The organism is Pseudomonas chlororaphis, from assembly GCF_001921865.1.
Lineage (GTDB): Bacteria > Pseudomonadota > Gammaproteobacteria > Pseudomonadales > Pseudomonadaceae > Aquipseudomonas > Aquipseudomonas chlororaphis_D.
This window is the reverse complement of sequence record NZ_MSCT01000020.1, coordinates 288,205-301,672: the sequence shown is the minus strand read 5'-3', so window position 1 is coordinate 301,672 and position 13,468 is coordinate 288,205. Positions and strand designations below refer to the sequence as shown.

The 13,468-nt window shown below is 62.7% G+C and carries 15 protein-coding genes, 1 pseudogene and 1 riboswitch; of the genes and pseudogenes, 7 read left to right on the top strand and 9 right to left on the bottom strand.

Translation table 11 applies throughout. From position 1 onward, the window contains the following. Positions 1–50 precede the first annotated feature (50 nt). Positions 51–338, top strand: a complete 288-nt coding sequence (locus BTN82_RS24385; protein ID WP_075121634.1) for a PA4642 family protein — start codon at positions 51–53, stop codon at positions 336–338. 152 nt (positions 339–490) lie between these two features. On the opposite strand, the gene mqo is transcribed toward BTN82_RS24385, so the two are convergent. Together mqo and BTN82_RS24375 are read right to left on the bottom strand one after the other, a co-directional pair. Next, on the bottom strand, positions 491–2,002 hold the full coding sequence (gene mqo, locus BTN82_RS24380; protein WP_075121633.1) for a malate dehydrogenase (quinone): 1,512 nt from the start codon (positions 2,000–2,002) through the stop codon (positions 491–493). 733 nt (positions 2,003–2,735) lie between these two features. Further along, positions 2,736–2,969, bottom strand: a complete 234-nt coding sequence (locus tag BTN82_RS24375) for a hypothetical protein (protein WP_075121632.1) — start codon at positions 2,967–2,969, stop codon at positions 2,736–2,738. A gap of 206 nt (positions 2,970–3,175) precedes the next feature. Between BTN82_RS24375 and BTN82_RS24370 the strand changes: the two genes are divergently transcribed. Next, positions 3,176–3,760 carry a YajG family lipoprotein gene (locus tag BTN82_RS24370; RefSeq protein WP_075121631.1) on the top strand — a complete coding sequence of 195 codons (585 nt, stop codon included), beginning with the start codon at positions 3,176–3,178 and terminating at the stop codon, positions 3,758–3,760. A 143-nt stretch (positions 3,761–3,903) separates the two neighbouring features. Here BTN82_RS24370 and BTN82_RS24365 read toward each other — a convergent pair whose 3' ends face one another. Next, positions 3,904–4,110 carry a hypothetical protein gene (locus BTN82_RS24365; RefSeq protein ID WP_075121630.1) on the bottom strand — a complete coding sequence of 69 codons (207 nt, stop codon included), beginning with the start codon at positions 4,108–4,110 and terminating at the stop codon, positions 3,904–3,906. 187 nt (positions 4,111–4,297) lie between these two features. Here BTN82_RS24365 and BTN82_RS24360 point away from each other — a divergent pair, with 187 nt between their 5' ends. After that, positions 4,298–4,585: a hypothetical protein gene (locus tag BTN82_RS24360; protein WP_075121629.1), complete on the top strand. Its 288-nt coding sequence runs from the start codon at positions 4,298–4,300 to the stop codon at positions 4,583–4,585. Positions 4,586–4,710: 125 nt separating this feature from the next. On the opposite strand, the gene BTN82_RS24355 is transcribed toward BTN82_RS24360, so the two are convergent. Continuing rightward, entirely contained in the window at positions 4,711–5,880 is a 1,170-nt protein-coding gene (locus BTN82_RS24355; protein WP_075121628.1) for a 1-acyl-sn-glycerol-3-phosphate acyltransferase, read from the bottom strand. A 140-nt stretch (positions 5,881–6,020) separates the two neighbouring features. Between BTN82_RS24355 and BTN82_RS24350 the strand changes: the two genes are divergently transcribed. The 3 genes from BTN82_RS24350 to BTN82_RS24340 are packed head-to-tail and all read left to right on the top strand — an operon-like array spanning position 6,021 to position 7,129. After that, positions 6,021–6,203 carry a CPXCG motif-containing cysteine-rich protein gene (locus BTN82_RS24350; protein ID WP_075121627.1) on the top strand — a complete coding sequence of 61 codons (183 nt, stop codon included), beginning with the start codon at positions 6,021–6,023 and terminating at the stop codon, positions 6,201–6,203. A gap of 10 nt (positions 6,204–6,213) precedes the next feature. Next, positions 6,214–6,474: a putative signal transducing protein gene (locus BTN82_RS24345; RefSeq protein WP_075121626.1), complete on the top strand. Its 261-nt coding sequence runs from the start codon at positions 6,214–6,216 to the stop codon at positions 6,472–6,474. A 34-nt stretch (positions 6,475–6,508) separates the two neighbouring features. Then, positions 6,509–7,129: an SOS response-associated peptidase gene (locus BTN82_RS24340; protein ID WP_075121625.1), complete on the top strand. Its 621-nt coding sequence runs from the start codon at positions 6,509–6,511 to the stop codon at positions 7,127–7,129. Positions 7,130–7,257: 128 nt separating this feature from the next. Here the strand turns inward: BTN82_RS24340 and BTN82_RS31945 are convergent, their stop codons facing one another. Together BTN82_RS31945 and BTN82_RS31940 are read right to left on the bottom strand one after the other, a co-directional pair. Further along, positions 7,258–8,001, bottom strand: a complete 744-nt coding sequence (locus BTN82_RS31945; RefSeq protein ID WP_410002841.1) for a methyl-accepting chemotaxis protein — start codon at positions 7,999–8,001, stop codon at positions 7,258–7,260. A gap of 111 nt (positions 8,002–8,112) precedes the next feature. Continuing rightward, positions 8,113–8,310, bottom strand: a pseudogene (locus tag BTN82_RS31940) (HAMP domain-containing protein); the annotation flags it as partial. A 1,354-nt stretch (positions 8,311–9,664) separates the two neighbouring features. Here BTN82_RS31940 and BTN82_RS24330 point away from each other — a divergent pair. Then, positions 9,665–10,480, top strand: a complete 816-nt coding sequence (locus BTN82_RS24330) for a M48 family metallopeptidase (RefSeq protein WP_075121623.1) — start codon at positions 9,665–9,667, stop codon at positions 10,478–10,480. A 91-nt stretch (positions 10,481–10,571) separates the two neighbouring features. Here BTN82_RS24330 and BTN82_RS24325 read toward each other — a convergent pair whose 3' ends face one another. The 3 genes from BTN82_RS24325 to BTN82_RS24315 all read right to left on the bottom strand — a co-directional run bounded on the left by BTN82_RS24325 (position 10,572) and on the right by BTN82_RS24315 (position 13,416). Next, entirely contained in the window at positions 10,572–11,156 is a 585-nt protein-coding gene (locus tag BTN82_RS24325) for a TMEM165/GDT1 family protein (RefSeq protein ID WP_075121622.1), read from the bottom strand. A gap of 89 nt (positions 11,157–11,245) precedes the next feature. Further along, positions 11,246–11,367: riboswitch (yybP-ykoY riboswitch) on the bottom strand. Between the two features lie 51 nt (positions 11,368–11,418). Further along, a complete protein-coding gene (locus BTN82_RS24320; protein ID WP_075121621.1) occupies positions 11,419–12,417 on the bottom strand; it encodes a class I SAM-dependent methyltransferase in 999 nt (332 codons plus the stop codon). Positions 12,418–12,450: 33 nt separating this feature from the next. After that, positions 12,451–13,416, bottom strand: coding sequence for a 2-hydroxyacid dehydrogenase (locus BTN82_RS24315; RefSeq protein WP_075121620.1), 966 nt, complete (start codon positions 13,414–13,416; stop codon positions 12,451–12,453). Between the last annotated feature and the right edge of the window lie 52 nt (positions 13,417–13,468).

Sequence of the window (13,468 nt, the reverse complement as noted above, 5' to 3'; positions counted from 1 at the left end):
CTGGGAGTAAACTGCGTGCCCCGTGAAATGTCTGCGAGCTGGAGTCGGCAATGCGTAAAGATAAGAAACAAGTGATTGGTGACGAGATCGGCGATGCGCAGATCAAACTGTTCCTCGATTTCGAGCCGGTCGACGCCACTTCGCCGTCGTTGCACAAGCTGATCAAGGCTTACCGTGGCCTGCGTATCGACGATTTCGAGCGCTTCCTGGGGTTCTTCATCGAGGCCGGCTACGACCTGGACGGCCAGGACGAGCACGGCAAGAACTTCGTGGCCCTGATCCAGGACCAGCGCAACGCCGCCGACTACATCGAACTGATCGAAAACGCCCGCGGCTGAACACAAGGGCTTTTCTGTAGGAGCGAGCTTGCTCGCGATAGCGCCCTTGCTGATGCCCGCGTTGTCTAGATCGCGAGCAAGCTCGCTCCTACAGGGGGCAATAAAAAAGCCGCGTGGCCTTTCGGTCACGCGGCTTTTTTCATGCGGGTCGCTTAGGCGTAGCTTTCGGCTTCGCTGCTTTGCTCCACCAGTTCCAGGCTGACGTTGTTCTCGCTGTTGATCTTGCGATACAGCGCCGCGTCGGTTTCCAGGGTCTTTTCACGGGCCGGGAAAATTTCCTTGAGCTTGGCGGCCCACTCGCCAGCCGCCTGGGTCGGGAAGCAGCGTTCGATCAGTTCCAGCATGATCGACACGGTGACCGAAGCACCTGGCGAAGCGCCGAGCAGGGCGGCGAGAGAGCCGTCCTTGGCCGCGACCAGTTCGGTGCCGAATTGCAGGATGCCGCCTTTTTTCGGGTCTTTCTTGATGATCTGTACCCGCTGGCCGGCCACTTCCAGGCGCCAGTCTTCGGCTTTCGCCTCCGGGTAGAAGCGCCGCAGGGATTCCAGGCGCTGCTCCATGGACTGCATGACTTCGCTGACCAGGTATTTGGTCAGGTCCATGTTGTTCTTGGCCACGGCCAGCATCGGGCCGATGTTGCCGGCGCGTACCGACATCGGCAGGTCCATGAATGAACCGTGCTTGAGGAACTTGGTGGTGAAACCGGCGTAAGGCCCGAATAGCAGGGATTTCTTGCCGTCGACCACGCGGGTGTCCAGGTGCGGCACGGACATCGGCGGCGAGCCTACCGCGGCCTGGCTGTAGACCTTGGCCTGGTGATGCTTGACCACTTCCGGGTTGTCGCAACGCAGCCACTGGCCGCTGATCGGGAAGCCGCCGAAGCCTTTGCTTTCTTCAATGCCGGAGGCCTGTAGCAGCGGCAGCGCCGCGCCACCGGCGCCGAGGAACACGAACTTGGCGTCGACTTCGCGGCTGTTGCCGCTGTTGACGTCCTTGATGCTCACGGTCCAGCCGTTGTCCTTGTTGCGCTTGAGACCGGTCACACGCTTGCAGTACTTGACCTGGGCATCGGGCGCGCTGGTCAGGTGCTTGAGCAGTTGATTGGTCAGGGCGCCGAAGTTGACGTCGGTGCCGTTGAGCACGCGGGTGGCGGCGATGGTTTCGTCGGCCGGGCGGCCCGGCATCATCAGTGGCATCCACTCGGCCATCTTGGCCCTGTCCTCGGTGTACTCCATGTCCGCGAAAGCGTGATGCTGGCTGAGCGTCTCGAAGCGCTTTTTCAGGAAGGACACACCGCTGTCGCCCTGCACGAAGCTCAGGTGCGGCACCGGGCTGATGAAGGACTTGGACGAGCCGAACGTGCCTTTCTTGGTCAGGTAGGACCAGAACTGCTTCGACACCTCGAACTGGGTATTGATGTGCACGGCTTTCTTGATATCGACGGAGCCGTCGGCAGCCTGTGGCGTGTAGTTCAGCTCACAGAGGCCGGCATGGCCGGTACCGGCGTTGTTCCACGGGTTGGAACTCTCCGCGGCACCCGAATCCATCAGCTCGACGACTTCCAGCTTGATCGCGGGGTCGAGTTCTTTGAGCAGTACAGCGAGGGTGGCACTCATGATGCCGGCCCCAACCAATACGACGTCTACTGCTTCGTTATGCGCCATTAACGCGTCTCCAAAATCTGCAGCACCAAATTGACGGCATAGCTGCCAGGAGTTACGGGGCGGTTCACGTTATGCCCCAAGTCACTCATGGCCAGGATCGCCATGTCCGAATCTTCGCAATTTTTCGCAACTTCGACGGACGCTACCAACCGGGCCTGATCCGCGTATGAACGCATTTCAGTGCGGGGTGGGCAATTCGACTTATGGCCGAGAGTCCGTTTGTGCAACCAAATCCGTAGCGGACAGGCGTCAAGCGCAAGTATCTGAGGCGTGCTCGGTCCTGTGTAATCGGGCTGTTGTAGACGCTAATGGTGCTTGTTCAGACGCAAAACTATTCATTTGCTCGCCACACTCTTGTGAAGTTGTGAAAACCCGTTTTTTCACGCTCTTTTGAAGACGTGAACCTCAAAAAAGGGCTGCCCCAGCCTGGCACCGGCCCGAGGGGTGAACGCCGACATGGAGCATGTGGCATTAACGGGCGAACAACTCAGTGGCCGAGCAATGGCAGCTCTGCAGATGCGCGAAAAGCGGTGGTTTGCACGATGAACAGCAAGCACGCCGGCTTCACTCGATCTGTGTGGGCGGCTCTCTGTGGGCAATGCGGGGGAGCTGACAGCGATGCATCAGCGATGCTGCGAGGCCCGATCAGGAGACGTCCTTATAATCGGGGGGAGATTGTAACGAAGAAATGCGCAGAAATGATCCTGTTTAATGACTTTTATTAGGCTTTTGGTCAGGTGGCCATCATCGGTTGCACCCGCGCGCGGGCAATGCGTGGGCTGATGCGCGCGTTGGCGGGGAGGGGCTGGTGCAACCAGTTGAGACGAATTTCCTCGATTTCCACCCAGCCGTCGCCCATCGGCGGCACCTTGCAGTGCTTGAAAGCCTGGCAGCGGCCCTGGGGGTCGAGCATGGCGAAGCTGCGGTATTGCTGGCGCGGGGCGAACAAGGACCAGAGAAAATGCATGGCGATGTACCTGTTGGGCAGTTGCGAGGAAGAATGCCGCTCGGGAGTTACATGGTCGTGTAAAGCCGGTTACGGGGAGGTTACAGGAACCGGCTTGTATGGAACCTGTCTGAGAGCTGACTGACTCGCACCGGGCCGCTGGTTAGCCGGCGTGGACCACCGCTATACTGCGCGCCTGTTTGTGCCTGATTTCTGGAGAAATGCGCATGTTGCAACGCCTGTTGTTCGGTTTGATCACTGTGGCCGGTTTGATGCTGGCTGGCTGCGCCCATAGCCCGCAACAACTCAGCCCGGAACCGAAGCTCACTGCTCAGCTCGCGCCGGTCGGTCGTGGCCAGCCGGTGGTGGTGAGAGTGGTCGATGGCCGTCCGTCGCCAACCCTGGGCACCCGTGGCGGGCTCTACCCGGAAACCAGTTCGATCACTGTCCAGGGCGCCCAGATCCTGCCGAAGTTGCAGGCCCAGGCCGAAGCCGCAGTGCGTCTGCTGGGCTTTACCCCAACCGCCAACGCGCTGAATGCCCCGCAATTGACCGTGACCCTGGCCGAGCTGAAGTATCAGTCGCCCAAGGAAGGCCTGTACGTGACCGAGGCCACCATCGGCGCGACCTTCCGTTCCGACGTGCAGAACGCCAACCGCCGTTACAGCGGTCGTTACGGTGCGTCCCTGGACCAGCGTTTCGGCATGGCGCCGAACCAGGAAACCAACACCAAGCTGGTCAGCGATGTGCTCAGTGATGCGTTGACCCGCCTGTTCAAGGACCCAAGCATCGGACAGATCCTTGGCGAATGATGTGAGCCTGTAGCCGCTGCCGAAGGCTGCGATAAGGCCCGAAGGGCCTTGCTTGACGTCGTAGGCTCTGTGCAATAAAAAAATCCCGGCCTCCATCGAAGCCGGGATTTTTTATTGTCTATCGATTCTTTTCGCCTAAGGGCTCACGCCGCCTCGACATAAAAATCCAGCACGCTCACCCCGGTCAGCAGATCGGTTTCCGGCAGGTCCGCATGCTGGTGCCCGCCGAGGGCGCAATACACCAGCCAGTGGCGGTCTTGAACGTTGAAGGCCAGGCCGCCGACCAAGGCTTCCTGCTCGTCGTTGGGGGCGATCAGGTAGAGGCGATCCTGGTTTTCTGCGTGCAGCATGGCAAGTTCCGTGTCGGTTTCGAGGGGCGCAAGACTGGCCTGTTTAGATGACGAACGTATGACAGGGCAAATTAACCGGCCAGCGGTTCGTTACCGGTCGGAAAGCCCGGGCAGAACGTGGGCCTTTCGGTAAAATCCGCGCCGCGAGCCGAGAGGGTTCGCGGTCCGGTTTTCTTCGAGGTTCATGATGTCGCTGCAACTGATCTGGTCGCTGTTCAGCGCCCACCCCGCCAAGCTGATCAATATTCTGGCCTTGCTGTTCGCCTTTCCCGGCAGTTGGCTGCTGCACGCGACCCGCCGTCGCGAGCAGCGCGCCCTGGCCAACCTGGCGACCCAGGGCGAATCCCACCCCCAAGCATTGCCAGCGCAGGCGTTGGACGATGCGACCTTGCGCATGAACCGCTTCTTCTACCGTTTCGGTTTTGCCTGCCTGGGGTTGGCCCTGGTGGTGTCCTGGATCAGCACGCGGTTCTAAGAGCGCTATCGCGAGCAAGCTCGCTCCTACAGGTGACGCCGCTCTATGTAGGAGCGAGCTTGCTCGCGATCAGCCAGAAACGACAACGGCGCCCTTGGGCGCCGTTGTCGTTCATGCGGCGGGCATCATGGCAATGCCAGTCCCGCCTTGACCCGATACTGATTACGCACGGGCGTCGCGTATTGCAGGATCAGGTACGGGCGATGCTCCGCCGGGCAGGCGTCCAGGCGCCGTTGCCACTCTTCCTCGGCCTTGGCCAGCTCCTCGGCCGGGAACACCTGGGCCGCGCTCGGCACTTGCAAGGCCGGATCGGCATCGCCCCACTGGGCATAGGCCAGGTAATGCACCGGGAACAGGCGGTAACCGCCGAGGATCTGCCGGTCCATTTCCACCGCCAATTGCTTGGTGTCCTCGAAGAACTCGCTGATCGGCGCGGCGAAGTTGACGTGGACCCGGCCTTTATAGCCGGTGATGCCCTTGGCAATGCTGATGTCGTCCTCGCCGGGCGCCTTGGTGTAGCTGCCGGTGGTGGCGCGGATGTACAGCTCGCGGGCCTTGGCCTGGTCGCAAGGATCGTATTCGTAGCTGATCGACACCGGGGTCAGGTTCAACGACTGGATGACCTCGCCGAACGGCTCGTCCTTGCGGCTCATGTGGAACATCTTGAGGATCGCCGACTCGGTACGGTCGTCGCCGTCCTTGGCCCGGCCTTCGGCCTGGGCGATCCAGATCGAGGCGCAGTCGTTGCGGATCGAGTGGTTGATGTAGGCCGACAGTAACTGGTAGGCGGCCATCTTTTCCCGCCGCCCGGTGATCGAACGGTGCACGATGAAGCTCTTGTTCAAGCGCATCAGGTCGCTGACGAAGGGCTTTTGCAGCAGGTTGTCGCCGATGGCGATGCGCGGCGTCGGCAGCCCGGCGTGGTACACGGCATAGTTGACGAAGGCCGGGTCCATCACGATGTCGCGGTGGTTGGCGATGAACAGGTAGGCGCTGCCGGACTTGAACTGCTCGACCCCGGTGTAGGTCACGCCGTCGGTGGCCCGTTCGATGGTGTGGTCGACGTAGAACTCGACTTTGTCCTGCAGGGTCGCCACCGAAGTGACCGCGGCGAACTCACGGCGCAGCCGATGGGCTATAAGGGGTTTCAGCAGCCAGCCGAAAGCGCCGGCAAAGCGCGGAAAGCGGAAGTGGGTGAGGATATCTAGAAACGCCTTGTCGCCGAGCAGCCGAGCCAGCACCGCTGGTACTTCGCTGTCGTCGTAAGGTCGGATGGCATCGAATTCGCCCATCATGCTCTCTTGTTGGAAACGGCTAGGGTAAGAAAAGGTTTGGATCGAAAAATAGCCGGGCGCGGTCTGAAAAGTAAGCTCAGATCTCAATAGCCCTGCAAATAGACCGGCGATTATACGCACAAGTCACTCCGGAGGCCGCGATGCTGGAAACCGAGCGCTATCAATGTCCCTACTGCGGCGAAGAGGCCGAGGCGGTGCTGGACCTGTCCGGGGGCGACCAGCAGTACATCGAGGATTGTCCGGTCTGTTGTCGACCCATTGTGTTCATCCTGCAGACCAACGGTGAGGAATGGATGCTCGACGTGCACAGCGAAAACGACTGACGGGGGTGGTATGCAGCGAATCTATGAGCCGGAAAACCTGCTGGAAGGGGAGCTGCTCCAGGGCATGCTGGCCAGCGAGGGGGTGGTGGCGCATCTGGTCGGCCGGGATCTGCTCGGCGGTAGCGGCGAGCTGCCGGTGTTCGGCCTGCTCGGGCTGGCGGTGGAAAACGATCAGGCGCAATACGCCCGGGAGTTGATCACCGCGTACAATGCCGCGCTGCCGCTGCCCGGCGATGAGCCGGACCATTATGCCGGCGTGCTGATCTGTTAGGCTGGCCGCCGATTTTTCGAGAGTTGTTTGCCCCATGTGTGGACGTTATGCCCTGTTTCGTTGGAACCCCGCGTTTGCGGCCTTGCCCGGGTTCCCGGCGGACCAGCAGGCGCAGTGGAACATTTCGCCCAACGATTCGGTGCTGATCCTGCGCAGCGAGGAGGGCCAGCGTCACCTCGCCCGCGCTCGCTGGGGGCTGACGCCGCCGTGGCTGACCGACCTGTCGCGCACCCCCGCCCATGCCCGCGCCGAAACCCTGGCCGAACAGCCGATGTTTCGCGAGCCGTTTCGCCAGCGCCGCTGCCTGCTGCCGGCCAACGGTTTTTACGAGTGGCGCGGCGGTACGCGCAAGCGCCCGTACTGGTTGACGCCAGGGGAGGGGTCGTCGCTGTTCTTCGCGGCGATCTGGGAAGCCTTTCCTGTGCAGGAGCAAGTCTGGCTGAGTACCGCGGTGGTGACCCAACCCGCGGCCAGCCAGCGTCGGCCCCTGATCCTCGACGCCCAGGGGCAGGACGCCTGGCTCGACCCGGCGACGCCGTTGCCGGTGCTGCAAGCGCTGCTGGCCAGCCCTCCGGCTGCGTTGCGCGAGCGGGTGCTGGCCAATCTGGTGAACGATCCGAAACTCAATGCCCCGGAGTGCCTGACGCCGGGTTGAGGCTGGCTTGATCTGGTGAGCGCTTGCGCTCGAACGCAGCCTGCGACAGCGGCTACAGCAGGCTGCGCAAGGTCTGCAGGACCTTCAGCGATCCCGCAGGCTACGCCTGCGGCAGCGACGACCAAGCTCTACACCTTGAACTGATTGATCAACCGCCGCTGCTGCTCGGCCAGCTTGGTCAGGCCGGCGCTGGCTGCGCTCGACTCGTCGGCCCCGCCGGCGACTTCGTTGGCCACCTGGCCGATGTTGATCACGTTGCGGTTGATGTCTTCGGCGACGGCGCTCTGTTCCTCGGCGGCGCTGGCGATCTGGGTGTTCATGTCGTTGATCACCGACACTGCCTGGGTAATGGTCTCCAGGGCCTCGGCGGCCTTCGCCGCGTGCTGCACGCTTTCGTCGGTGCGGCTCTGGCTGTCCTCCATGACCCGCACCACGTCGCGGGTGCCTTGTTGCAACTGCTGGATCATCGACTGGATTTCTTCGGTGGCCTGCTGGGTCTTCTGCGCCAGGTTGCGCACTTCGTCGGCCACCACGGCAAAGCCGCGGCCCTGTTCGCCGGCGCGGGCGGCCTCGATGGCGGCGTTGAGCGCCAACAGGTTGGTCTGCTCGGCGATGCCGCGAATGGCGATCAGGATTGCATTGATGTTCTCGCTGTCCTTGGCCAGGGTCTGCACCACGCCTACCGCCCTGCCGATTTCCACGGCCAGGGCGCCAATGGCGGTCGAGGTGTCGCGCACGATCTGCATGCCCTGGCTGGCGGCGCGGTCGGCATGGTTGGCGGCTTGCGCGGCTTGGGTGGCATTGCGGGCCACGTCCTGGGCGGTGGCGGTCATCTCATGCACCGCCGTGGCCACCTGGTCGATCTCGGCCATTTGCTTGTGCACGCCCTGGTTGGTGCGAATGGCGATATCGGCCGTGTGTTCGGAGGAGTCACTGACGCTCTGCACCGAGGTCACCACCTGGCTGATCATCGCCTGCAACTTGGCCAGGAAGGTGTTGAACCCTTTGGCGATCGAGCCCAGTTCGTCGGCGCGGTCGCTGCTCAGGCGACGGGTCAGGTCGCCTTCGCCCTGGGCGATATCGTCGAGCATGGTCACCATTTGCTTGAGCGGGCGGGCGATGCCGTGGCCCACCAGCCAGATCACCAGCAGGCCGAGGCCGGCGATGACCAGGCCGACCATGGCCATGCCGAAGGTGTCGGCCTTGCGCTGTCCGGCCAGGTCGTTCTGCAGTTTCTGCAGGTCGGCCATGACCGCGTCCAGCGGCAGTTGCAGCATCAGGGTCCAGTGGGCGTCGGTCTGGCCGATGCCGAACGGCAGGTACAGCTTGATCCGGCCTTGGGCCTGATCGACGTGGTAATCCACTTCGCCGCGCTTGAGGTTGCCGAGCTTGGCGACTTCTTCGCTGTCGAGAATGTCGCTGACCTTCTCGCCGAATTTGCTCGGGTCCTTGGTGTAGGCCACCAGCCGGCCGTTGCCGCCGATCAGGGCCATCTCGCCCACGCCGTCATAGAGCTTCTGGTTGGCACCCACGAGCATGTCCTGGATGAAGTTCACCGACAGGTCGGCCCCGACTATGCCCTGGAAGGCGCCGTCGAGCATGATCGGTTCTATAAAGGATGCGAGCATGACGATCTTGTCGCCGACCTTGTAGGGTGCAGGGTCGATCACGCAGGCCTTCTTGCTTTCCTTGGAGCACAGGTAGTACTCGCTGGCGCGCACGCCGGTGGACAAGACTTTCTGGTCGTCCACGTCCACCAGCTTGTCCAGGCCCAGGCTGCCGTCTTCGTTACGGAACCACCACGGCAGGAAACGCCCGTTGCTGGCATCGATACCCACCACCTTGGTGTCGACATAGGCGCTGTCGTTGTGGTCGATGGCATTCTTTTCCCAGCCTATATAGGCGCCGAGAATCTTCGGGTTACGGGTGACGTTTTCCTTGATCAGGTTGATCAACTGTTCGCGGCTGACGGTCAGCTGCGGGTTGCCGTCCGCGCCCTTGCTGCCGATCAGCGCGTTGACCCGTACCAGCCCGCTGGCGATCAGCAGCGGGGCCTCGAGTTCGCGCTGGATCTGGCTGGCCTGGGTCTGTGCCAGCCCGCTCAGCCGTTGCTCGATGACCTGCTCGAACTGGGCCTGGGTCTGCTGTTGCACCATTTCCTGGGTCCGGGCGCCGGCGAACAGGGCGTACAGCACCAGGGCAACGACCACGCTGAGGACGATGGCGCCGGCCAGCGCGGCCACGGAAAACTGGATCGACTTGAATTTCATAAGGGCTCCGGACGCGGGAATGACGTCTGCCTCGCTGTATCGGCAAGGCCCGCGCCGACCATGAGCGATGATCGGAAAAATGCCTGTTTTGCCGGGCAGCATGTCGCAAATGGATAGCTGCCGGCCGCTGTCGGCCACGGTGGGGTAGGTTTTGTGAATTTTTTCCTACGGTGTATCTGAAAAGCCTGTGCTGCGCGTCCGTTGTATCTGGCGTCGATACACAACTGCGCCTAGGATACGCGCCAGGTTTTCAGGGAGCGTTTTCATGAGCAAGAAACAGGTTTTGGGTGCCCTGGCTGCCGCGTTGCTGCTGTCGGGTTGCCAGTCGGTCAACACCACCAGCGGCGGTGCGGTCGGTGTCGATCGCAAGCAGTACATGTTCAGCATGCTGTCGACCGATGAAGTCAATCAGTCTTACGCGCAGTCGTACCAGAAGACGATCGGCGAGGCGGGTAGCAAGAACGTCCTGGACAAGTCCAGCGCCAATGCCAAGCGCCTCCAGGTGATCGCCAATCGGCTGATTGCCCAGGCCCCGGTCTTCCGCCCGGATTCCGCGCAATGGAATTGGGAAGTCAACCTGATCAAGAGCGACGAGCTCAATGCCAACTGCGGTCCTGGCGGCAAGATCATTTTCTACACCGGGATCATCGACAAGCTGCAACTCACCGACGATGAAATCGCCGCGGTCATGGGCCATGAAATTGCCCACGCCCTGCGCGAACACGGTCGTGAAGCCATGTCCAAGGCCTATGGTGTCAACGCGCTGAAACAGGTGGCGCTGATGGCCGGCGCGCCGCAGGAAGCCGTCGCGCTGGGGGACAACGGGGTGAATCTGTTGATGACCCTGCCGAACAGTCGCGGCAACGAAAACGAAGCCGACCTGATCGGCCTGGAGTTGGCGGCCCGCGCCGGCTACAACCCGAATGCGGCCATCTCGCTGTGGAATAAGATGAGCAAGGCCTCGGAAGGCGCGCCACCTGAGTTCCTCAGTACTCACCCGGCGTCCAGCAATCGTATCGCCTCCCTGGAAGCGGCGATTCCCAAGGTCATGCCGCTGTACCAGCAGGCCGGGAAGTCCTGACCTTCCGGCGGCATCGCTGACGACGCCACCTCTCTAGGAGCGAGCTTGCTCGCGATCCAGGCGCCACGGCGCAACACCGTGGCGCGCACATTTACACCCAGCCGCTGCTCTGCATGGCCTTGTACACCGCGACAATGGCCAGGATGAAGAACGCCGAAGCCGCGAGGCGGCGGATCAGGGTCAGGGGCAGTTTCTCCGCCGCGAAGTTGCCGGCCAGTACCACCGGGACGTTGGCGATCAGCATGCCGGCGGTGGTGCCGATGATCACCAGCCACAGTTCCGGGTATTGCGCCGCGAGCATGACGGTGGCGATCTGGGTCTTGTCGCCGATTTCCGCGAGGAAGAACGCGATCAGCGTGGTCAGGAAAGGGCCGAACTTGCGCGCGGTGCTGGCTTCGTCTTCGTCCATCTTGTCGGGCACCAGGGTCCACAGCGCCGTGGCGGCAAAGCTCGCGGCGAGGATCCAGTGCAGGGTCGCATCCGAGAAGAAGCTGCCGAACCAGGCACCTACCGCACCGGCGGCGGCATGGTTGGCCAGGGTCGCGGCGACGATACCGGCGATGATCGGCCAGGGTTTGCGAAAGCGCGCAGCGAGAATGAGGGCAAGCAGTTGCGTCTTGTCGCCGATTTCGGCCAAGGCAACGATCGCGGTGGGAACCAGTAGAGAATCCAGCATCAGGGCATTCCTAAGGGGCGGGTCGACACGGCTATGACACGTACAGCCTTCCCGCCCCGGGTAAGGTGTGCGTGTCATAGGTCTTGTCAAACCCTGCGGTCCGTCTGTGCGGACTCTTGGGTCGCATGCGCCATGATCTGAGGATCAAGTATGTTGACGCATGCCGGGCGAGCACGGCGCTCGCGGGAGACTACTCCCCTAGGACGGAGCGGATTCTGCCTAGGCAAAATCCATTCGGCAAGCGTTCTTTTGCAAAAAAATCTCAGCCGCGCCTGGCGCTGTAGATACGAAAACCTTGCCCTTCGGCCTTGATCGAACAGGCGCCCAGGTGCTCTTCGATCAGCGGTTGATAACGCAGGAAACTGTTGGCGACAAGTCGCAGTTCGCCACCATGTTTCAGGTGTTTTGCCGCTTTTCGCAGCAAGGTTTCGGTCGCCTGGTAATCCGTGTGCACCCCGGTATGGAACGGCGGATTGGTCAGGATGACGTTCAAGCCCAGGGGCGCCGCGTCGATGCCGTCGCCGGTCAGGACTTCGGCTTCCAGGCCGTTGGCGGCCAGGGTCAGGCGGCTGCTGGCGGCGGCGAAGGCATCGACGTCAAGCAGGGTGACGCTGTTATGCGGATAGCGACGTTTGACCGCCGCGCCGAGCACCCCCGCGCCGCAGCCGAAGTCCAGCAGATGGCCGCTGGGCAGTTGGTCCAGGTGTTCCAGCAGCAGGGCGCTGCCGCGATCCAGGCGGCCATGGCTGAAGACCCCCGGCAGGCTGACCACTTTCAGCGGTCCTTCGGCCAGCGGCAATTCGTATTCCTGGGCCAGGCTTTCTAGGGCGACGGCTGGCGGCGCGTTGTCCACCGTCACCTGCCAGAGCTGGCAATGCCGCGCGCTGTCGAGCTTGCGCGGTTTGCCGAACGGCGTGAGCTGCTTGGCGGCGCGTTCGATACCGCTGCGTTTTTCTCCGACCAGGTACAGCTCGCGTCCTGCCAGGCGCGAGGCGAGGGCGTTGAGCAGATAGTCGGTGAGCTCGCGGGACTTGGGCAGGAACAGGACCGCGCTGGCGAACCCCTGTTCGGGAGCCTTCACGCCAAACTGGCTGCGCCCGGCGAAACGGGCGTCCAGCGCGGCCTGGTCGCCGGCATGCCAGCACCAGCCATGGGCGGCTGGCAGGCGGCCAAGCAGGTCGTCGGCGGGCAAGCCGGCAAGCAGCAAGGAGCCTTGAAACAAGTCGGCCTGACGAAGCAGTACTTCACTGCGCGGATCCATAATCTGCTCCTGGAAAAAAAGTGGCGCAGTTTATCAACTGACGACCCGCAGCGCTGTACCGCTGAAAAACGCTTGGGCGTTTTCTGCCAGTTGGCCAACGATGCGCTGGCGGGCTTCGCGGCTGCCCCAGGCGTTGTGCGGGGTCACGATCAGGCGCGGGATATCGTCGGCCAGCAGCGGATTGCCGGCGGTGGGCGGCTCGACGCTCAGCACGTCGGTCGCCGCGCCGCCCAGGTGCCCGCTGCGCAGCGCATCGGCCAGGGCCTGTTCGTCGATCAGGCCGCCACGGGCGGTGTTGACCACAAAGGCGGAGGGTTTGAGCAGGGCCAATTCGCGGGCACCGATAAAGTGCCGGGTGTGTTCGTTGAGCGGGCAGTGCAGGGTCAGCGCGTCGATTTGCGGCAGCAACTCATCCAGCGGCAAACGGTCGGCCCGGGCCGGACGGCCGGGGATTTGCCCCAGCAACACGCGCATGCCGAACGCTTCGGCCAGGCGGGCGACGGCGCCGCCCAGTTCGCCGTGGCCGAGCAGGCCCAGGGTCTTGCCTTGCAGTTCGACGATCGGGAAGTCCAGCAGGCAGAACTGCCGGGCCTGCTGCCAGCGGCCGTCGCTGACCGCCTGGCGGTAGTCGCTGAGGCGGGTGGCGAGGTTGAGCAGCAGCATGAGGGTGTGCTGGGCCACCGAGGGCGTGCCATAGCCCTGGCAGTTGGCGACGACGATACCGTGGGTGCGGGCGGCGGCCAGGTCGACGTTATTGGTGCCGGTGGCCGCGACCAGGATCAGTTTCAGATCGGGGCAGGCGGCCAGGGTTTCGGCGTCGAGCAGCACTTTGTTGCTGATGGCGACCTGGGCCCCGCGCAGGCGCTCGACCACCTGTTCGGTGCCGGTGCGGTCGTGCAGTTGCAGTTCGCCGACGCTGTGGCGCAGTACGTCGAGGTCGAGATCGCCGAGGTCCAGGGAGCTGTGGTCGAGGAAGACGGCGCGGCGATTGTTAGTCATCAACTGTACCTTTTGCACTAAGGGTCTGAAGGCGTAATCTGCCGAGCCTATC